Source organism: Bradyrhizobium sp. F1.13.3, assembly GCF_040548265.1.
Classification (GTDB): Bacteria; Pseudomonadota; Alphaproteobacteria; order Rhizobiales; family Xanthobacteraceae; genus Bradyrhizobium.
The window spans coordinates 631,677-650,540 of the sequence record NZ_JBEPRI010000001.1 but is presented as its reverse complement, the minus strand read 5'-3'; the positions used below and the strand labels follow the sequence as shown (position 1 = coordinate 650,540).

Here is an 18,864-nt window from a genome sequence, read left to right as displayed (position 1 = left end):
GCAGATGATGTTGCAGGCGGCCAATGTGGTTCGCGGGACCGGCCCCGCAACGGTCCGGCCTGCTGGCGGTTCCTCGCTGCTGCTGACCGAGAACCAGCAATGGATCGGCGGACCGCCGGCGTTGATGGACAAGCTCAGCCAGCGCGAGCGGGAGCTGGTGCTGAAGCAGGGCCGCCGAAAAGTGCTCAACCGTGGCCAGACGCTGTTCAGCCAGGGCGGCAAGCATGACGGTATCTGGCTGATCGAGAGCGGCCGTATCCGGGTGTTCTACACCTCCCCGCTCGGCCGCGAGATCACGCTGGCCTATTGGCATGTCGGCAATTTCGTCGGCGGGCCGGAAGTGTTCGAAGGCACCGTGCATCAATGGTCCGGCGTTGCATCCAGCAATTGCAGCGTGGTGCATCTGCCCGGAAAGGAACTGCGATCCCTTGCCGTCGAGATTCCGAACCTCGCGATCGGCCTGATCGAAGGCCTGACCTTTAAGGGCAAGTGCTATTCGGCGCTGGCCCAGATGTTGGGGACGCGCTCGATCACGCAGCGCCTTGCGCATCTGTTGCTGCATCTCGTCGACCTCTATGGCGTCGATGACGCCGACGGCCGGGTGATCGCGGCCGCCTTCACCCATGCCGATATTGCCCACATGGTCGGCGCCACCAGGCAATGGGTCACGATCAGCCTGAAGCGCATGCAGGAGAAGGGAATCGTGCTGACCAAGCGCTCCCAGATCGTGGTCTGCCGGCCCGACGTGCTGGAAGAAATGCGAGGGCAAGCGTCTGACTAGGGCTGGTGCCCACGCAAGCGGCTTTATATTGCAGGACTGCCCAAGGACTATGCAATCAACTTTTCCCGGCAACTAATCGACTGTGGCGCTCATTCCGGATTTGCCCTGCCCACGCCCTCACCCAATCATGGCAACCACAGCACATCCAACCGAATGAGGATGAGAATGGTCCGCCATCTTCCCACGCTCTCGATCGCGATGTCGGTGACGTCGCTGGCGCTTCTCCTCGCCCAGCCGGCCGCGGCGGAAACCGTTACGCTCGGCATCGGAACGCAGGACACCACGACCAACACGGTGACCGCCGGCGTCGTCATCCGCCAGCTCCATCTCCTCGAAAAATATCTGCCGAAGGAGGGCAAATACGCCAACATCAAGTTCGAGCTGGAGTGGCAGAACTTCACATCCGGTCCGCCCGTCACCAATGCGATGATGGCGAACAAGCTGCAGATCGGCATGATGGGCGACTATCCGCTGATCGTGAACGGCTTCACTTTCGACAGCAATCCGGAGAGCAAGAGCCGGCTGATCGGCATCGCCGCCTACAGCCTGTCGGGCTCCGGCAACGGCATCGTCGTGCACAAGGATTCGCCCTACTACGATCTCGCCGATCTCAAGGGCAAGCTCGTGAGCGTGCCGTTCGGCTCTGCCGCGCACGGCATGGTGCTGAAGGCGATGCAGGACCGCGGCTACGCGTCGGATTTCTTCCAGCTGGTCAGCCAGAGCCCGGAGGTCGGGTCGACCAATCTCCAGGAGAAGAAGATCGACGCGCATGCCGACTTCGTCCCGTTCGCCGAGCTGCTGCCGTTTCGCGGCTTTGCACGAAAGATCTTTGACGGTGTCGAGACCAATCTCCCGACTTTCCACGGCATCGTCGTGCGCACCGATTTCGCCGAGAAATACCCCGAAGTCGTCGTCGCCTACTTCAAGGCGCTGATCGCCGCCAATCAGTGGCTGCGCGACGATCCCAAGCTCGCCGCCGAGAAGATCCAGGAATGGACCGGCATCAACAAGGAGGTCGTCTACATCTTCCTTGGCCCCAGCGGCAACATGACCACCGATCCCTCGATCAAGCCGGCATTGATCGACGCCGCCACGGCCGACGTCAAGGTGCTGCAGAACCTCGGCCGGATGAAGGAGTTCGATCCCACGAAATGGGTCGACGACAGCTACATCCGCAAGGCCTATGCCGAGATGAAGCTCGACTATGACGCGCGGCTCGCTAGCGCCAGCAACTACGAGATCTCCGGCGAAGATTCATTCTGCAAGAAGCCGATCGCAGATCCGCGCAAGGCCGGCGAGGTCTGGGTCGACCAGGCAGGCATCATGCCCTTCTCGTCGGCGAGTTGCACGCTCGGCGCCTATGCCGACTACAAGGCCAAGGGCAAGAAGATCAACGTCACCTACGTGTTCGATACCACGCGCGGCATCAAGCTGTTCGCCGACCAGGCCTTCTTCGCGGTCGGCAATGGCGAGGTTGCGCCGTTCCTGTTGAAGAAGGACGCTGAAGCCTATGCCGCCAAGATCAGCGGCAAGGTGCTCGGCTTCGACGACGCGGTGAAGGCGGCGGTCGGCGGGGGCAAGACGTGAGCAGTCCCGCCCTCCTCAGACATTCCGAGGACAGCATGCCGGCAAGCGCAATCGCGGAGGCCAGCGCCATGCCCGCCTCCACTTCACCCGCATCACCGCCCTCCTTCGGCACGCTGGCACTGCGCTGGTACCGGCTCAACCGGGGCGGACTGCGTGCGACCGCGATCGGCATTATCTCGCTGCTCGCCTTCCTGCTGGTCTGGCACCTGCTAACGACCTATCGCGTCGTGTTCTTCGTGCGCTTCACCAACGTGCCCTCGCCGCTCGCGGTCTATGCGAGCTTCACCAAGGCGATCCACGATCCGAAATTCCTGCTGCACGTCCTCCTGAGCTGCCGGCGCATCTTCTTCGGCTTCTCGCTCGCGGCGATCGTCGCCGTGCCGCTCGGCCTGATCATGGGCCGCTTCAAGCTCGTCCACGAGATCATCTTCCCCGTGGCGGAGGTGCTGCGGCCGATCCCGGCGATCGCCTGGGTGCCAATGGCCATCATGCTGTGGCCGACCAACGAGCAGAGCATCGTCTACATCACGTTCCTCGGCTCGTTCTTCCCGATCCTGGTCAACACGCTGCACGGCATGTCGCTGGTCGATCCCGTGCTGGTGCGCGCCGCGCAATGTCTCGGCGCGCGGGAGCGCTCGATTTTCCGCGATGTGTATTTTCCGGCCTCGCTCCCGCACATCTTCACCGGCCTCACCGTCGGCATGGGCGTGGCCTGGGTGTCGCTGATCGCCGCCGAGATGATCTCGGGGCAGTACGGCATTGGCTATTTCACCTGGGAGGCCTATTCGCTGGTTCAGTATGCCGACATCGCGCTCGGCATGATCGCGATCGGCGTGCTCGGCCTCGGATCCAGCATGCTGATCCGGGGGGCCGGACAATTGGTGATGCCGTGGAGGCTGAAATGAGCGAGGTCGTTGTCAAGGCACCGCAGGGCCATATCGAGGTCAAAAACTTCTCCCTCAGCTACGACAGCATCGAGGGGCCGGTCGAAGCCGTCACCGATACGCAGATACATGTGAAGCCTGGCGAGTTCGTCTCGATCGTCGGTCCCTCCGGGTGCGGAAAGTCGACGCTGCTCAACGCGGTCGCCGGCTTCCTCAAGCCGACGACGGGCATCGTCACCGTCGACGGCGAGAAGGTGAACGGCCCCAGCGCCGAGCGCGGCATGGTGTTCCAGCAATATTCGCTGTTTCCCTGGAAGACGGTGCGAGAGAACGTCGAGTTCGGCCTGAAGATGCGCGGCATGCCGCGCTCGCAGCGCGAGCGCGCCGCGCGCACGCTGCTGGGACTCGCGGGCCTCGAAGCCTTCGAAAAGCATTATCCCGAGAAACTCTCAGGTGGCATGAAGCAGCGCGTGGGCATCGTGCGTGCGCTCGCGACGGGACCCAAAGTGTTGTTGCTGGACGAGCCCTTCGGCGCGCTCGATGCGCAGACCCGGGTCATCATGCAGCAGATCCTCACCAACATGTGGCAGCGGCTGAAGATCTCGGTGCTGTTCGTCACCCACGACATCGACGAGGCGATCTTCCTCTCCGACCGCGTCTACTGCATGACCGCACGCCCCGGCTCGATCAAGGCGGAGATTCCGATCCCGCTGGAGCGGCCGCGGCAGCAGTCGATGATGATGTCGTCGGAGTTCCTGGGGTTGCGCCGGGGACTGATGTCGCTGATCCGCGAGGAAAGCATCAAGGCGATGGGCGGCGAGCTCAACGACATGGGTATGCAGGGGCTGAACATCGAGCTGCACGGGCATTCGCTCGCGGATGTGATTTGATTTCATCGCTCCCGCTTACGGGATGACGGTCTCGTAGGGTGGGCAAAGCGAAGCGTGCCCACCACTTTTGTACGCGCGACGAGATGGTGGGCACGGCGCTTCTCGCCTTTGCCCACCCTACGGCACCTAGCTTCGATCACTTGAACCAGTGCACCAGTGCGATGCTGATGCCGAGCAGCAGCAGCAGCGACAGCGTCACGGCCGCCGTCACCCGTCCGCCGACATTGGCAAGCACCTTCACATCGACGCCGAGGCCAAGCGCGGCCATCGACACCACTGTGAGAAAACCCGTGATCCGCGTGATCGGGGCAACCACCGTGGACGGCACGATCTCGAGCGAGCGCAGAGTCGCCAGCGCAAGGAAGCCGAGGATAAACCACGGGACCAGGCGAAAGAAGCCGACATTGGTCTTCTTGGCTTCGCTGTGCCAGCGCGAGGCCGTCAGCGAGAGGCCGACGACCACCGGCCCGAGCATCAGCACGCGCATCAGCTTGACCAGCGTGCCGATCTGCGTCGAGACGAGCCCAGCCGGCACCGTCGCGGCCAGCACCTGAGGCACGGCATAGACGGTGAGGCCTGCGAGGATGCCGTACTGCGTAGCCGATAGCTGCAGCAACGGAATCAGCAGCGGCAGGCCGAGCACCATCATCACGCCGAGGATCGCGGTGAAGGAGATCGAGGATGCGATCTCGTCATTGTTGGCGCCGATGATCGGCGCCACCGCCGCAATCGCCGAATTACCGCAGATCGAGTTGCCGCAGGCGATCAGGATCGAAAGCCGCGTCGAAAGACCAAGCAGGCGGCTGATGCCGAAGGAGACGCTGAGCGCGATCACGACGACCGCTGCGATCGAGGCCAACAGCGCGACGCCGGACGCCGCGATCGCGGCAAAGCTGATCGAGGCCCCCAGCAGCATGACGGCGACTTCGAGCAGCTGCTTGGCGCTGAAGGCGATGCCGGACTGCCAGCGCGGCGCGGGTTTCCAGAAGCTGCGCACGGCCATGCCAAGCAAGATAGCCATCACCAGCGCCTCGACATAGGGATGTTCGAAGACGCCCAATTCCGCCCGTTCGAGCAGGGCCGAAACGCCGGCCACGGCGATGCAGAGGAGGATGCCGGGAATCAGCGCGACGATGCGGCTGGTGGCCGTGGTCGGCTTAGCGTCGGCGGGGCTGGATGCTTGATTCTGCGACACAAATCTCTCCCAGAGGAGAAGGATTTATACGCAGCGCCAGCCGATTGGGAAATAAGTTTTCGACATATCAGGGCCGAGGGAAGTTCTATCCTCAGCCCGGAATAATCCGGCTCGGAAGGTCAGACGCCCTTTAGAAGATCAGGCGCGCCTTAGAAGATCAAGCTCTTGGCCAGTGACGCGACGCGGCTAAAGCCGTCATAGACGCCGGGCTCGAAGAAGGCCGCGCGCGCCAGCACGATACCGGCGACCAGCGACCAGAACAGGCCGGTGCCGACCCGCAGCAGCAGCTTCGACCCGCGCGAGCGCGGCTGCGTGTCCGTTGCGGACACCAATTGCTCGCCGAAAGGCTCAAACCTGGTGCGTTCCATAGCAGTCAATCCATCAAATTGTGAATGGAATGTCGTCGTTTCAGCCCGAAACGGCAATGGAAGCGATTGGCGTATTTGCCCCTCGACGGGGAAACTCCTTCCGTCCATTAGACCTGGGGCAACAGTTTTCTTCTTTTGGCCTATTTGGACACTGGCGGCTCCGCCTAGAGGGCCAGATAACGTCGCCGGATCGTCTCGTTGGCCTTCAGCTCGTCGATCGCGGCGGCATAGACGATCTGGCCCTTGTCGATGACAGTGGCATGGCTCGCCAGCCCCAGGCAGAAATGCATGTTCTGCTCGGCGATCAGCACGGTCGATCCGAGCTGACGGAGCTGCCGCAACAACTCGCCGATCCGCTGCACGATGATCGGCGCGAGACCCTCGCTCGGCTCGTCCAGCAGCAGCAGCGCAGGATTGCCCATCAGCGTACGCGCGATCGCGAGCATCTGCTGCTCGCCGCCTGACAGGCGCCCGGCGATGCGGTGGCGTAGCGGCTCCAGCAGCGGGAAGACTTCGTAGATGCGCTTGATGGGCCATTCGTCCTGGCCCTCCGGTCCGCGCTTCCGGCCGATGACGAGGTTGTCCTCAACCGTATGCTCCGGAAAGATCTGGCGGTCCTCCGGCACGAAGCCGAGGCCGGCGCGCGCGATATGGTGCGGCTTGCGGCCGGAGATCACCGCGCCGCGCAGGCTGATTTGACCCCGTCGCGGTGGCGCCAAGCCCATGATCGCCTTCATGGTCGTCGACTTGCCTGCGCCGTTGCGGCCGAGCAGTGCCATGGTCTCGCCCTGCCGCACCGCGAGCGTGACGCCGAACAGGATCTGGCTCGTGCCGTAGTAGACATCGAGATCGGCGACTTCGATCACAGCGCTCATGCGGCGGCTCCCGCATGGTCGGTGCCGAGATAGGCCTCGATCACGGCACTGTCATTGCGGATCTCGTCGGGCGTACCGTTCGCGAGAATGCGGCCGTAGCAGAGCACCACGATTTTCGGTGCGATCTTGAACACGATGTCCATGTCGTGCTCGATGAAGACCACGGTGATCTTTTGCGTCTCCCAGAGCTCACGCACCTTGTCAATCATGCGCCAGCGCTCTTCCGGGCCCATGCCGGCGGTCGGCTCGTCCAGCAGCAGCACTTTCGGTTCGAGCACCAGCGCCAGCGCGATGTCGAGCAGCTTCTGGTCGCCATGCGACAAGGTCGCGGCGGTGCGATTGCGTTTGCCGGCGAGACCCAGCAGCTCCATCACGTGCTCGGCGCGATCGCGCGTCTCGGGCAACGGAAAGCGCTTGTGCAGCACCGCGGAGGTGCGCTGGTCGGCGCTGACCGCGGCGAGCATGGTCTCCTGCACCGTCAGCGATTTAAAGATGCTGGCGACCTGAAACGCCCGGCCGATGCCATGGCGGACGATCTCCGGCGGCGAGCGGCCGGCGAGATCAACGCCATCGAGCAGCACCTCTCCGGAATCCGGCTTCAGCGCCCCGGTGATCAAGTTGAAGAACGTGCTCTTGCCCGCGCCGTTCGGGCCGATCACGGCCGTGAGCGAGCCGTCGGGGAAGTCGAGAGAGACGTCGTTGGTCGCTTTCACACCGCCAAAGGATTTTGCGAGGTTGCGGATTTCAAGCATGGCTAGCGCCCCTCGCCCGCATCGCGCCGGTGCGTGTACCATTCGGCGACGAAATCCAGCAGGCCTTTGCGCAGGCCCAGCGCGAAGAACAGGATGACGACGCCGAGCACGATGCCGTGGTATTCGGTGAATCGCGTGACTGTGTCGTTGAGCAGCAGCAGCAGTACGGTCCCGACCATCGGCCCGAGGAAGGTCGAGACGCCGCCGAGCATGTTGATGAAAATGCCCTCGCCCGAGATGGTCCAATAGGCGAATTCGGGATAGGCGCCGGAGACGAACAGCGCCATCACCATGCCGCCCATCGAGGCAAACAGCGCCGCCAGCACGAACACGGTGAGCTTTGCGCGCCAGACGTCGATGCCGAGGAAGCTCGCGCGCGCAGCGTTGTCCCGGATCATGCGCAGCGTGTAGCCGAAGGGCGATTGCGCGATCTGGCGCATTGCCAGCAGGCCGAGGATGAGAAGCGCGCAGCTCGCGATGTAGAGATGGACATGATTGGCGAGATTGACGCCGAGAAATGTGGGCCGCGGAATGCCGCCGCGCAGGCCCTGGTCGCCGCCGGTGAAGGAGGCCCAGGACAGGATGGTCGAGTGGATCAGCATCTGGAACGCCAGCGTGACGAAGGCGAAGTAGATCTCCTTCAGCCGCACGCAGATGGCGCCGATAACAGCTGCGACGAACGCAGTGATCGCCAGCGTCGCGACGAACGCGACCGGAATGGGCACGCCGAGCTTCTGCATGATCAGGCCGAAACTGTAGGCCCCGAGGCCGAAGAACATGCCGTGGCCGAACGAGGTCAGCCCGGTGTAGCCGACCAGCAGGTTGAGCGAGGTCGCGAACAGGCCATAGGCGGAGCAGCGAATGACGAAATCGAGCAGCGCCTTGCTGTCAGTCAACAGCGGCAAACTGGCCAGCACGGCGAAGGCGATCAGCGCGATGAGGGCATCGCGATAGCGTTGAAGCGCGGCGACGCTGCGCACCGGCGCCAGCCTGTCGGCGCGCCCGGCCTCCAGCTCGGTCATGCCGCCTCCTTGCCGAACAGGCCGGTGGGCTTTGAGACCAGCACGATCACCATGAACAGATACATCAGGCCTTCCGTGAACAGGGGAAAGCCGAGCGAGCCGAACGAACGGATCAGGCCGAGCAGCAACGCGCCAACCAGCGCGCCCACAATCGAGCCCATGCCGCCGATCACGGTGACGATGAAGGATTCGATCAGCACCGAGAATCCCATGCCCGGGGTCAGCGAACGCACTGGTGCGGCGAGCGCGCCGGCGAGGCCGGCCAGCATCCCGCCGAGCGCGAACACGCCGCCGTAGATCAGACCGGTGTTGATTCCGAGCGCGGATACCATGCCGGGATTGTGCGCGGCGGCACGGATCACCTTGCCGATGCGGCTGCGTGAGAGCCCAATACCGAGCACGATCGCCGCGACCAGCGCCACGCCGATCAGCAGCAGATAATAAGGCGGCACGACGCCACCCGCGATGAACAACGGCATCACCTGGAACGCCGCGGGCATGCCCATCGACCTGAATTCCGGCCCCCAGATCAGCCGCACCACATCATCGAAGATCAGCACGAAGGCGTAGCAGACGAGCAGCTGCATCAGCACATCGGCACCATAGACGCGGCTCATGAAGACGCGCTCGAAGATCAACCCAAGGACCGCGGTACCAGCTGCACCGGCAAGCATCGCGAGTGCAAAGCTGCCCGTGAGCTGATAGGCCGTCATCGCGAAATAAGCGCCGAACATGTAGAAGGCGCCGTGGCTGAAATTGACGATCTTGAGCACGCCAAAAATTAGTGTCAGCCCAACCGCGACCAGGAACAGCAGCATGCCGATGATGAGGCCGCTGGTGGTTTGCGTCACCAGGCAAGCGGAGCTGGAGAGGCAGCCGGCAAGCGCGTCGAGATCCACGGGGGCACTTTCATTGTCGTGCGCCGATCCCGGCGCGGAGAGCTAAACGAAGACGGAGGCGATCGCTCGCCTCCGTCGCGCGGGCGATCAGGTGTAGCCCTTGCTCTTCTTCCACTCGGCCTCGAGCTCGAAGATGGTCTTCCAGTCGCCGGCCTTGACCTCGGGGACATAGGGCTCCTGCGGGATCGTGGTGCCCCAGCCGATGGCGTAGCCAACAAGGGTGTGGTCGTCGCCGCGCATGGTCACGGTGCCGTCGGCGCCGAACGGGCACTTGATGGTGAGGCCCTTCAAGACCTCGGCGATCTTCTTGCCATCGGTTGAATTGGCCTTCTTCGCGGCTTCGGCGAGGAACATCACCGCGGTCGCGTTCTGCCACGACCAGTTGGTCGGATATTCGTTGTACTTGGCCTTGTAGGCATCGCCCCAGGCCGCATTTTCCGGCGTGGTCGGGAACGACTTGATGTAGCGATTGCCGGAATGGATGCCCTTGGGTAGGTTCTTCACCACGGTGAGCGCGGTGTAGTCGGCCATATTGACGGCAAACACCTCCATCTGGCCGAACATCGCGTAGATGTTAGCCTGGTCGATATAGGAGGTCAGATCGCCGCCCCATAAGCAGGAGTACAGCGCCTGCGGCTTGGCCTGCAAAATCTTGGTCACCACTTCGGTATAGTCGGGCTGAAACAGTTTGGGCCAGGACTCGCTGATGATCTCGACATCCGGCGCGAAGCGCTTCAGATACAGCGTGAACTCGCCGGTGGTGTCGCGGCCATAGGCATAATCGGGCGAGCAGGTCGCCCATTTTTTCAGGCCCTTGGCTTTCGAGATCGCAGCCGCATAGCTGCCGCCGACGATGGAATCGTGAATGCCCTGGCGCACGCAGCGGAACGCGTTTGGAACGTGCTGCTTCGGATCGGCCGTCAGCGACGACGCTTCCGAGCAGGTGTGGACACAGAGCACGCCGAGATCGCGCGCCACCTCGTGCACCGCGAACGATCCGGACGAAGCCTCGCCGTCGATCAGCCACTCGCAGCCGTCAGTGTTGACGAGTTCGCGCGCGACGCGGGCAGCTTCCTGCGGCTGGCCCTTGGAGTCGCGGATCACCATTTCGATCTGCCGCCCAGCGAGCCCGCCGGCTGCGTTGACCTTGTCGACCTCGAGCATCACCGCGTTGCGGGACGACGTGCCGAGCTGCGCGACCCGGCCCGACAAGATCGTCGGCATGCCGATCTTGATGGTCTTGGCTTGCGCGCGCGCCACCCACGGCGCGGCAACACTCATCGCACCGGCGCCCATCAGCGCCAATGTTGAACGGCGGCTGATGCCCGGCGTGCGGGTTCTCGTCATTTTTCCCTCCCTCTGTCGGGTCGGCGTGTCCTGATCCCAGCCGGAGATCTCTCGTCTCCGTGTTCCCAAGGATTTCAGAGGCAGGGGGTGACGTCAAGCCGAACATGAATTATGAGTCAGAATTCATTATACAGGAAACGGCGCCGGCCATCGGCCCAAACCCCGCAAATGATCAACCTGTCGAGCTTCGTTGCCTTTCATGCCCGGCGCACGCCCGACCGGCCTGCGCTGAAATATCGCGGCGAGGAGATCTCCTATGCGGTCTTCGACGCGCGCGTGCGGAAGGTGGCCGGCTGGCTCGCGGCACAAGGCATCGGCGCCGGCGACGTCGTAGCCGTGCTGATGAAGAACAGTGCAGCCTTCCTGGAACTCGTCTTTGCCACAAGCCATCTCGGCGCGGTGTTTTTACCGATCAACTTCCGCCTCTCGCGCGATGAGGTCGGCTACATCACTGGCGATGCCGGTGCTCGCCTGTTGATTGCCGATGAAGAATTGGCTGTGGATGCCGCTGGAGCGCGAGTTGTCATATTCGACGAGGCAGCACAGCAGAGCGTGACGTGCCTCGCCGGCGACTCTGCGGCCGCGCCGATGAACGTCCGCCAGCCGTCCGACCTGATGCGTCTGATGTACACCTCGGGCACTACCGACCGCCCTAAGGGGGTGATGCTCAGTTACGATAATTTCTACTGGAAGTCGGCGGACCAGACGATCGCACTGGGCTTGAGCGCGGAGACGCGCCTTCTCGTCGTCGGCCCGCTCTATCACGTCGGCGCGCTCGATTTGCCCGGCATCGCCGTGCTCTGGCATGGCGGCTTCATCCATATCGGGCGCTCTTTCGAACCGGAGAGCGCGCTTGCGGCAATCGCGGAAGACAAGCTCAATGCCGCATGGTTCGCGCCTGTCATGACCACGGCGATGCTCACCTGCACGATGCGTAACCGCTACGACGTGTCGAGCCTGAAATGGGCGATCGGCGGCGGCGAGAAGACGCCTGAACTGCGTATCAGCGCCTTCTCCGATTATTTTCGAAATGCGCGCTACATCGACGCCTACGGCCTAACCGAGACCGTCGGCGGCGACACCTTCATGGACGCCGGCCGCGAAATCGAGAAGATCGGGTCCACCGGGCGCGCCATTGCTCACGTCGAGATCGAGATCCGCGATGAGGACGGCAACAAGCTGCCGCCAAACGTCAATGGCGAGATCTGCCTGCGCGGACCGAAGATCATGCGCGGCTATTGGAAGGATCCGGAGAAGACTGCGTCAGCCTTCTTCGGCGAGTGGTTTCGCAGCGGCGACGTCGGCTATCTCGACGACGACGGCTTCCTGTATTTGACCGACCGCAAGAAGGACATGATCATCTCCGGCGGCGAGAACATCGCATCCTCCGAGGTCGAGCGTGTCATCTACGATTTGCCCGAGGTGCGCGAGGTCGCGGTGATCGGCCTGCGCGATCCGCGCTGGGGTGAGCGGCCGATCGCGATCGTCGTGCTGGCCGAAGGCGCGAGCCTCGAGCTCGCGGCCCTCATCGAGCATTGCCAGTTACGGCTGGCGAGCTTCAAGGTACCGAAACAGCTCATCATCCGCGCCAGCCTGCCGCGCAATCCGTCCGGAAAAATTCTCAAGCGCGTGCTGCGCGCTGAACTGGAGACCGTGGCATGACGCGAGGCCCCGCCACCGAGAAAGTCACAAAGCTCAACCGCGTCGAGCGCAACGCCTGGACCAAGCAGAAGATCTTCGAGGCCGCCACGAAAATCGTCGGCAAGCACGGCTATGCCGAGGCCTCCGTTGCGCGCATCACCGAGGAGGCTGGCGTCGCGCAAGGTACCTTCTACAATCATTTCGAGAACCGTCAGGAGCTGCTCGATCAGCTGCTGCCGAAGATCGGCCTCGACATGGTCGAGTTCATCCGCGCCCGCACCGGCACGGCGGATGCAGCACGGCAGGAGATCGCGCGCTTCTCCGCCTTCTTCGACTTCATCCGCGAGGTCCCGGAATTTCTGCGGATCCTCAACGAGGCCGAATTCTTCGCACCCCACGGCTACCAGAAGCATCTCGACAACATCTCGGTCGCCTATGTCCGCATTTTGCGTCGCGCGCGACGTTCAGGCGCGATCGAGAATTACAGCGACGAGGAGTTCGAGGCGATCGTCCACATGCTGATGGGCTCGCGCGGCTATCTCAGCCGCCGCTACTCCTATTCCGCCGATGGTGTCACCGCTGTTCCCGACCACGTCATCTCCGCCTATCGCAAGCTGATGACGCGCGGCCTCTTCACTGCATCCGGAGATCAGGACACGCTATGAACATCGAATCTCCGCACAAGGCGATCGACCTCACCTCGGCGATTGCAGAAGGGGACATCCGCTGCCTGCTGATGGTGCTGGTGCACATGACCGGCGACGAACGATGGCTGGAACCGCCTTATCTGCCAAAGCGCGACATCCGCCTCATTCCCGATCCCGAAGCCGGCGTGCCCCGGGAGATCCAGGATGAGATCCGCGCCGCGGTCGTCAAGCTCTTTGCCGGCGGCACGCCTAAGCCCGTGATCACCGATCCCGGCGAGGAGCTATTGCTAAAGATGATGCGCGCCTGTCTCGGCGAGAATGTCTCGCCGGAATATGCGCCCCTGATGCGCGAGGAGATGGGTTTCGTGCCGCGCGAAACGCGCTGGACCAAGCGCCCTTCAGACCAACAACTCGCCGAGCAGCATGTGCTGATCGTGGGTGCCGGCGTCTGTGCCATCGCGCTCGCCGTCGCACTCGGCCATCTCGGCATTCCCTACACCATCGTCGAGAAGAATGAGGAGCTCGGCGGCACTTGGTGGATCAACCGCTATCCCGGCTGCGGCGTCGACACGCCGAACCACTCCTATTCCTACTCGTTCGGCTCGGGCAATGCCTGGACCCGCTACTTCTGCCAGCGCGAGGAGTTGCATGGATATTTGGTCAAGGTCGCCGACGAGTACGGCCTCCGCAAGCATCTGCGCGTCAACACCGAGCTGACCTCGTCGCATTGGGACGAAGGCAAGCGGCGCTGGATCTCGACGCTCAGGACCGAGAATGGCGAGGAAACGTTCGAATCCACCGCGCTGGTCTCGGCGATCGGCCAGCTCAACGATCCCTCTCGCGCCAGCTTCAGGGGCGAGGAAGACTTCGAGGGAACGATCCTGCATTCCGCGCTGTGGTCCGATGACATCAAACTCGACGGCAAGCATGTCGCCGTGATCGGCACCGGCGCGACATCGATGCAGCTCGTGCCGGCGATTGCCGACCGTGTCGCCTCGGTCACGATCTATCAGCGCAGCGCGCAATGGGCGCGGCCGGTGAAAGGGTATGCCGACCCCATCAGCGAAGGCGCGCGCTGGCTGCTCGCACATCTGCCCTTCTATCTGCAATGGTATCGCTTCAACATGTTCTGGCGCTATGGCGACGGGCTATTGCCCTTCCTGCGCAAGGACCCGGCCTGGCCGCATCCGGAACGCGCCGTCAACAAGGGCAACGACCGGCATCGTCAGGAACTGACCGATTTCATTCGATCGGAATTGAAGGACCGACCGGACCTGATCGAAAAATGCGTCCCGACCTATCCGCCCTATGGCAAGCGCATTTTGCTCGACAACAACTGGTTCAAAACCCTGACGCGCCCGAACGTCGAGCTCGTCACCGACGCGATCGATCATTTTGAACAGAGCGGCATCGTCACCGCGGACGGCAAGCATCGCCCCGCCGACACGATCGTGGTCGCCACCGGCTTCAAGGTCACGGAGATGGCCGCGCGCCTCAACATCAGCGGCCGCGACGGCAAGGATTTGCGCGAGGCCTGGGGCAACGACAATCCGACCGCGTTTCTCGGCCTTACCGTCCCCGGTTTTCCCAATTTCTTCTGCATGCTCGGCCCCAATTCCGGTCCCGCGCATGGGGGCAGCGTCATCTTCCAGTCGGAATGCCAAAGCCGCTACATCTCCGCCTGCCTCGCCGCCATGATCGAGCACGACGTCGCCGCGATCGATCTCCGCAAGGAAGTACTGGACGACTACGTCCAGAAGGTCGATGCCGAGCACGAGGCAATGATCTGGACTCATCCCGGCATGAGCACGTACTATCGCAATTCGAGCGGCCGCGTGTTTTCCGCGATGCCCTGGCGATTCGTGGATTACTGGCGCATGACGCATGATCCGGATCTGCGGCACTACAAGCTGACGAAGGCGTGAGCTAGGGAGGGAGCTGTCATGCCGAAGCCCCACGTGCGTATCTACACTGACTACAAGAGCCCCTACGCGTTCGTAGCCAACAAGCGCCTGTTCGAACTGCAGGAGACGCACGGCGTCGAGCTCGAATGGCTGCCCTATACGCTGCGCGTTGCCGAATTCATGGGGACCGTGGAAGAGCGCACGCCGCATTTCTGGCGCAAGGTCCGCTACGCCTATATGGACGCCCGGCGCTATGCCAATGCGCAAGGGCTCGTCATGAAAGGGCCTCGGCGGATCTACGACGCGTTCTATTCCAGCGTCGGCATGCTGTTCGCCCAACAGCACGGCTTCTTCCGTCCGTATCACGACACGGTGTTTCGTCGGTTCTGGAGCCATGAGCTCGAGATCGACGATCTCGCCGCAATCACCGACGTCATCATGTCCTGCGGTGGCTCAGCCGGTGAGTTCGAAGCCTACGTCCACGGCCCTGCCCGCGCCGAACACGACCGCATCATCGACGAGGCCGAAGCGCTCGGCGTGTTCGGCGTCCCGACCATGGTGTTCAACGGCGAGCTGTTCTGGGGTGGCGACCGCATTGACATGCTGATCGAACGCATCAAACATCCCGAGACGATCGAGGCCGCGCTCGGCAGCCGCCATCGCAAGCCGGTATGAGCAGCAACGCTACGCCGCCAGCCCACTCTCGACCGGAGCAAACTCCAGCCCGAGGCTTTCGGCCACCGCCTTGTTGGCGATGCGGCCGCGATACACATTCAGCCCGTTGCGCAGATGTGGATTTTCCAACACCGCGGCAAAACCCTTGTTCGCGAGCATCAAGCCGAACGGCAGCGTCGCGTTGTTCAGCGCCTGACTCGACGTCACCGGCACCGCGCCGGGCATGTTAGCCACGCAATAATGCACGATGCCGTCAACCAGATAGGTCGGATCGGCATGCGTGGTCGGGTGCGAGGTCTCGAAGCAACCGCCCTGATCGATCGCGACGTCGACCAGCACGGCGCCCGGTCGCATCGATGTCAACATCGCGCGCGTGACGAGCTTGGGCGCACTCGCGCCCGGCACCAGCACAGCGCCGATCACGACGTCGGCAGCGAACACCTCCTCCTCGACCGACTCGATGGTGGAGAAGCGGGTGCGCACGCGCCCGGCAAAGAGATCGTCAAGCTCCCGCAATCGAGGAATCGAACGGTCGATCACGGTGACTTCGGCGCCAAGGCCCGCGGCCATGCGGGCGGCTTGCGTTCCCACCACGCCGCCGCCGAGCACGACGACCCGCGCCGACTGCACGCCGGGAACGCCGCCCAGCAGCAGCCCGCGGCCGCCAACCGAGCGCTTGAGCGCGGCGCCGGCAGCCTCGATGGCAAGGCGGCCGGCGACTTCGCTCATCGGCGCAAGCAGGGGGAGGTGACCGGCCGCGTCGGTGACGGTTTCATAGGCGATCGCAGTGCAGCCGGAGGCAAGCAAACCCCGGGCCTGTTCGGGATCCGGCGCAAGATGGAGATAAGTGAACAGGATCTGGTTTTCGCGGAGCTGGGCCCACTCGCTTTTCTGGGGCTCCTTCACCTTCACGATCATGTCGGACTTCGCGAAGATGTCGCGAGCGCTTTCGGCTATGATGGCCCCTGCCCGCCGGTAGACTTCGTCGGAGGCGCCGATGCCGCCGCCCGCACCGGCTTCGACCGTCACCTCGTGCCCCGCCGCGACATATTCGCGGACCGCACCGGGGGTGAGCCCGACGCGATATTCCTGCACTTTGATCTCCTTGGGCACACCGACGCGCATCCTGGGCTCCTTTTGATTCACCTCATGATTGTAGCGGCGTGCCCGGTTTGGTTTCGTGCAAATATCCGCTAGCTTTGGCCTCCCTGCGCCGGCTTCCGGCGCGCAAACGCCCTTTCACGCTGGAAACGAAACTTTGGCCCTCGACCGGAAAGATCTCGCCATCCTCGCGGAACTCACGACCAATGCGCGGGCCAGCCACACCGAGCTCGCCAACAAGGTTGGCCTGTCCAGCACCGCGCTCGGGCGGCGGCAGAAGGCGCTGGAAGACGACGGCTACATCCAGGGCTATCAGGCTACGCTCGACCTCGCACAATTCGGCCTCACTACCACGGTGCTGGTCCGTATCGCGCTGGAAAGCCAAAGCGACGAGGCGCTAAAGGCGTTCGAGGCGGAGGTGGTGAAATGCCCGTCCGTCGTGCGCTGCTTCCTGATGTCGGGGACCGACGACTACATCCTGATCGTGCTCGCCCGCGACATCCAGGATTTCGAGCGCATCCACCGCATGGAGCTGTCGCGCCTGCCGCGCGTTGCGCGGGTACAATCGAGCTTCGCGCTCCGCGAGGTTGTCGACCGCGCCGTGCCGAATGTGGTGTTCGGCGAAGCAAAGCGCTGATCGCAACCTCTCGGACAGGCGAACTATCGGCAAGGAAGCAAAAGGAACCAACCGGTCGGTGGTCCGTTGGGCGCTATTGGCCGGCGGAGGCGTGCCCCCGCGTCAACACGGCTGATGTCCGGCACGGTCGCCGTCGCAGGGAGCAGGACATGGGCGATGTCACGCATCAGATTTCCGAACGAATCCCGATCCATCTTGTCGTCAACGGCGTCAGTCACACGCTCGATCTCGTGCCATGGACCACGCTGCTCGACGCCTTGCGGGACCATCTTGCGCTGAGCGGCACCAAGAAGGGCTGCGACCATGGTCAGTGCGGCGCCTGCACGGTGCTGGTGGATGGCCGGCGCGTCAATTCCTGCCTCACGCTCGCCGTCATGAAGGACGGCGCCGAGATCACGACCGTCGAAGGTCTTGCCAAAGACGGCGCGCTGCATCCCCTCCAACAGGCTTTCATCGACCATGACGCCTTCCAGTGCGGCTATTGCACGCCGGGACAAATATGCTCGGCGGCCGGACTGCTCGTCGAAGGCCATGTCCACGATGCCGACGAGATCCGGGAGCTGATGAGCGGAAACCTCTGCCGCTGCGGCGCCTATCCGAACATCGTCGCCGCCATCCAGCAGGCAATGGGCCAGCCATGAACAACTTTCAGTACGCCCGAGCCACTGATGTCGCCGACGCGATCCGCCTGCTCGCCGCCGATCCCGGCGCCAAACTGATTGCCGGGGGCACCAATCTGATCGACCTGATGAAGGAGAATGTCGAGCGCCCCACCCGGCTGATCGACATTTCCCGCCTGCCGCTCCGCAAGGTCGAGGAGACCCCCGACGGGTCCTTGCGCATCGGCGCCCTGGTGCCGAACTCGGACCTCGCCTACCATCCATTGATCGAGCAGCGCTATCCCCTGCTCGCCAGCGCCATTCTGGCCGGCGCCTCGGCGCAACTGCGCAACATGGCGTCGGTCGGCGGCAATCTGATGCAGCGAACGCGCTGCGCCTATTTCTATGACACGGCCACGCCCTGCAACAAGCGACATCCCGGCAGCGGCTGCTCGGCGATGGACGGCCTCAACCGCAACCATGCGATCCTGGGTACGAGCGCCGCCTGCATCGCGACCAATCCATCCGATATGAGCGTGGCGCTTGCCGCGCTCGATGCGCTCGTGCACATCGCCGGCCCATCCGGCGAACGCACCATCGCGCTGACCGATTTCCATCGGCTGCCCGGCGACAAGCCTCATGTCGATACCAATCTCGGCACCGGTGAGATCATCACGGCGATCGAGCTGCCGCCGCGCGGCTTTGCTCAAAACTACAGCTACCTGAAAATTCGCGACCGGATGTCCTATGCTTTTGCTCTGGTCTCGGTTGCCGCCGCACTCGAATTGGAGGGCAACGCGATCGGCGGGGCACGCGTGGCGCTCGGCGGCGTGGCTCACAAGCCCTGGCGCAGCCTCGAGGCGGAAGCTGCGTTGCGCGGCCAGGCCGCGACGCCCGATCACTTCTCACACGCCGCGGATCTCTTGCTTCAGGGAGCAACGACCCGCTCGCATAACGGCTTCAAGGTCGAGCTCGCACGCCGCGCCATCGTGCGCACACTGACACAGGCGGCAAATGCCACGCCGCAATCCCAGGCTCACAAGAAGATCGCGTGAGGACC

The 18,864-nt window shown here is 63.4% G+C and carries 19 protein-coding genes; 11 read left to right on the top strand and 8 right to left on the bottom strand.

Going from position 1 to position 18,864, the window contains the following annotated elements; genetic code table 11:
• Window positions 1–4 precede the first annotated feature (4 nt).
• The 4 genes from ABIB66_RS02980 to ABIB66_RS02965 all read left to right on the top strand — a co-directional run bounded on the left by ABIB66_RS02980 (window position 5) and on the right by ABIB66_RS02965 (window position 4,142).
• Window positions 5–781, top strand: coding sequence for a Crp/Fnr family transcriptional regulator (locus tag ABIB66_RS02980; RefSeq protein WP_354206665.1), 777 nt, complete (start codon window positions 5–7; stop codon window positions 779–781).
• 165 nt (window positions 782–946) lie between these two features.
• Window positions 947–2,368, top strand: coding sequence for an ABC transporter substrate-binding protein (locus ABIB66_RS02975; RefSeq protein WP_354206667.1), 1,422 nt, complete (start codon window positions 947–949; stop codon window positions 2,366–2,368).
• Entirely contained in the window at window positions 2,365–3,273 is a 909-nt protein-coding gene (locus ABIB66_RS02970; RefSeq protein ID WP_473301099.1) for an ABC transporter permease, read from the top strand. Before ABIB66_RS02975 ends, ABIB66_RS02970 begins: the two co-directional genes overlap by 4 nt.
• The gene (locus ABIB66_RS02965; protein WP_275167669.1) at window positions 3,270–4,142 is read left to right on the top strand and encodes an ABC transporter ATP-binding protein; all 873 of its coding nucleotides are present in this window, start codon (window positions 3,270–3,272) and stop codon (window positions 4,140–4,142) included. Before ABIB66_RS02970 ends, ABIB66_RS02965 begins: the two co-directional genes overlap by 4 nt.
• 136 nt (window positions 4,143–4,278) lie before the next feature.
• Here ABIB66_RS02965 and ABIB66_RS02960 read toward each other — a convergent pair whose 3' ends face one another.
• The 7 genes from ABIB66_RS02960 to ABIB66_RS02930 all read right to left on the bottom strand — a co-directional run bounded on the left by ABIB66_RS02960 (window position 4,279) and on the right by ABIB66_RS02930 (window position 10,600).
• Complete coding sequence (locus ABIB66_RS02960) at window positions 4,279–5,337, bottom strand: YeiH family protein (RefSeq protein ID WP_275167670.1); 1,059 nt, start codon at window positions 5,335–5,337, stop codon at window positions 4,279–4,281.
• Between the two features lie 149 nt (window positions 5,338–5,486).
• The gene (locus tag ABIB66_RS02955; protein ID WP_231171117.1) at window positions 5,487–5,666 is read right to left on the bottom strand and encodes a hypothetical protein; all 180 of its coding nucleotides are present in this window, start codon (window positions 5,664–5,666) and stop codon (window positions 5,487–5,489) included.
• A gap of 203 nt (window positions 5,667–5,869) precedes the next feature.
• The gene (locus ABIB66_RS02950) at window positions 5,870–6,580 is read right to left on the bottom strand and encodes an ABC transporter ATP-binding protein (RefSeq protein WP_354206672.1); all 711 of its coding nucleotides are present in this window, start codon (window positions 6,578–6,580) and stop codon (window positions 5,870–5,872) included.
• On the bottom strand, window positions 6,577–7,332 hold the full coding sequence (locus ABIB66_RS02945; protein WP_354206674.1) for an ABC transporter ATP-binding protein: 756 nt from the start codon (window positions 7,330–7,332) through the stop codon (window positions 6,577–6,579). Before ABIB66_RS02945 ends, ABIB66_RS02950 begins: the two co-directional genes overlap by 4 nt.
• 2 nt (window positions 7,333–7,334) lie before the next feature.
• Window positions 7,335–8,354, bottom strand: a complete 1,020-nt coding sequence (locus ABIB66_RS02940) for a branched-chain amino acid ABC transporter permease (protein WP_354206676.1) — start codon at window positions 8,352–8,354, stop codon at window positions 7,335–7,337.
• The gene (locus ABIB66_RS02935; RefSeq protein ID WP_275167675.1) at window positions 8,351–9,253 is read right to left on the bottom strand and encodes a branched-chain amino acid ABC transporter permease; all 903 of its coding nucleotides are present in this window, start codon (window positions 9,251–9,253) and stop codon (window positions 8,351–8,353) included. The genes ABIB66_RS02940 and ABIB66_RS02935 overlap by 4 nt, the downstream gene beginning before the upstream one ends.
• 87 nt (window positions 9,254–9,340) lie before the next feature.
• Window positions 9,341–10,600, bottom strand: a complete 1,260-nt coding sequence (locus tag ABIB66_RS02930; protein ID WP_275167676.1) for an ABC transporter substrate-binding protein — start codon at window positions 10,598–10,600, stop codon at window positions 9,341–9,343.
• A gap of 168 nt (window positions 10,601–10,768) precedes the next feature.
• Here ABIB66_RS02930 and ABIB66_RS02925 point away from each other — a divergent pair, with 168 nt between their 5' ends.
• The 4 genes from ABIB66_RS02925 to ABIB66_RS02910 are packed head-to-tail and all read left to right on the top strand — an operon-like array spanning window position 10,769 to window position 15,467.
• Window positions 10,769–12,262, top strand: coding sequence for an AMP-binding protein (locus ABIB66_RS02925; RefSeq protein WP_354254102.1), 1,494 nt, complete (start codon window positions 10,769–10,771; stop codon window positions 12,260–12,262).
• On the top strand, window positions 12,259–12,906 hold the full coding sequence (locus ABIB66_RS02920; protein WP_354254100.1) for a TetR/AcrR family transcriptional regulator: 648 nt from the start codon (window positions 12,259–12,261) through the stop codon (window positions 12,904–12,906). Before ABIB66_RS02925 ends, ABIB66_RS02920 begins: the two co-directional genes overlap by 4 nt.
• The gene (locus tag ABIB66_RS02915; RefSeq protein WP_354206681.1) at window positions 12,903–14,813 is read left to right on the top strand and encodes a flavin-containing monooxygenase; all 1,911 of its coding nucleotides are present in this window, start codon (window positions 12,903–12,905) and stop codon (window positions 14,811–14,813) included. Before ABIB66_RS02920 ends, ABIB66_RS02915 begins: the two co-directional genes overlap by 4 nt.
• An 18-nt stretch (window positions 14,814–14,831) precedes the next feature.
• Window positions 14,832–15,467 carry a 2-hydroxychromene-2-carboxylate isomerase gene (locus ABIB66_RS02910; RefSeq protein WP_354206683.1) on the top strand — a complete coding sequence of 212 codons (636 nt, stop codon included), beginning with the start codon at window positions 14,832–14,834 and terminating at the stop codon, window positions 15,465–15,467.
• Between the two features lie 9 nt (window positions 15,468–15,476).
• Here ABIB66_RS02910 and ald read toward each other — a convergent pair whose 3' ends face one another.
• On the bottom strand, window positions 15,477–16,592 hold the full coding sequence (gene ald / locus ABIB66_RS02905) for an alanine dehydrogenase (protein WP_354206685.1): 1,116 nt from the start codon (window positions 16,590–16,592) through the stop codon (window positions 15,477–15,479).
• Between the two features lie 133 nt (window positions 16,593–16,725).
• Here ald and ABIB66_RS02900 point away from each other — a divergent pair, with 133 nt between their 5' ends.
• The 3 genes from ABIB66_RS02900 to ABIB66_RS02890 all read left to right on the top strand — a co-directional run bounded on the left by ABIB66_RS02900 (window position 16,726) and on the right by ABIB66_RS02890 (window position 18,859).
• Window positions 16,726–17,205 (top strand): Lrp/AsnC family transcriptional regulator, encoded by a 480-nt coding sequence (locus ABIB66_RS02900; protein ID WP_354206687.1) that lies wholly within the window; start codon window positions 16,726–16,728, stop codon window positions 17,203–17,205.
• Window positions 17,206–17,354: 149 nt separating this feature from the next.
• The gene (locus tag ABIB66_RS02895; RefSeq protein WP_354206689.1) at window positions 17,355–17,846 is read left to right on the top strand and encodes a (2Fe-2S)-binding protein; all 492 of its coding nucleotides are present in this window, start codon (window positions 17,355–17,357) and stop codon (window positions 17,844–17,846) included.
• Window positions 17,843–18,859 (top strand): FAD binding domain-containing protein, encoded by a 1,017-nt coding sequence (locus ABIB66_RS02890; protein ID WP_275167684.1) that lies wholly within the window; start codon window positions 17,843–17,845, stop codon window positions 18,857–18,859. The genes ABIB66_RS02895 and ABIB66_RS02890 overlap by 4 nt, the downstream gene beginning before the upstream one ends.
• Window positions 18,860–18,864 lie beyond the last annotated feature (5 nt).

Bases quoted from the DNA above. Each gene is read 5' to 3' on its own strand.
- ABIB66_RS02980 (WP_354206665.1), top strand. From the start codon at position 5: ATGATGTTGCAGGCGGCCAATGTGGTTCGCGGGACCGGCCCCGCAACG.
- ABIB66_RS02975 (WP_354206667.1), top strand. From the start codon at position 947: ATGGTCCGCCATCTTCCCACGCTCTCGATCGCGATGTCGGTGACGTCG.
- ABIB66_RS02965 (WP_275167669.1), top strand. From the start codon at position 3,270: ATGAGCGAGGTCGTTGTCAAGGCACCGCAGGGCCATATCGAGGTCAAA.
- ABIB66_RS02950 (WP_354206672.1), bottom strand. From the start codon at position 6,580: ATGAGCGCTGTGATCGAAGTCGCCGATCTCGATGTCTACTACGGCACG.
- ABIB66_RS02945 (WP_354206674.1), bottom strand. From the start codon at position 7,332: ATGCTTGAAATCCGCAACCTCGCAAAATCCTTTGGCGGTGTGAAAGCG.
- ABIB66_RS02940 (WP_354206676.1), bottom strand. From the start codon at position 8,354: ATGACCGAGCTGGAGGCCGGGCGCGCCGACAGGCTGGCGCCGGTGCGC.
- ABIB66_RS02930 (WP_275167676.1), bottom strand. From the start codon at position 10,600: ATGACGAGAACCCGCACGCCGGGCATCAGCCGCCGTTCAACATTGGCG.
- ABIB66_RS02925 (WP_354254102.1), top strand. From the start codon at position 10,769: ATGATCAACCTGTCGAGCTTCGTTGCCTTTCATGCCCGGCGCACGCCC.
- ABIB66_RS02920 (WP_354254100.1), top strand. From the start codon at position 12,259: ATGACGCGAGGCCCCGCCACCGAGAAAGTCACAAAGCTCAACCGCGTC.
- ABIB66_RS02915 (WP_354206681.1), top strand. From the start codon at position 12,903: ATGAACATCGAATCTCCGCACAAGGCGATCGACCTCACCTCGGCGATT.
- ABIB66_RS02910 (WP_354206683.1), top strand. From the start codon at position 14,832: ATGCCGAAGCCCCACGTGCGTATCTACACTGACTACAAGAGCCCCTAC.
- ald (WP_354206685.1), bottom strand. From the start codon at position 16,592: ATGCGCGTCGGTGTGCCCAAGGAGATCAAAGTGCAGGAATATCGCGTC.
- ABIB66_RS02895 (WP_354206689.1), top strand. From the start codon at position 17,355: ATGGGCGATGTCACGCATCAGATTTCCGAACGAATCCCGATCCATCTT.
- ABIB66_RS02890 (WP_275167684.1), top strand. From the start codon at position 17,843: ATGAACAACTTTCAGTACGCCCGAGCCACTGATGTCGCCGACGCGATC.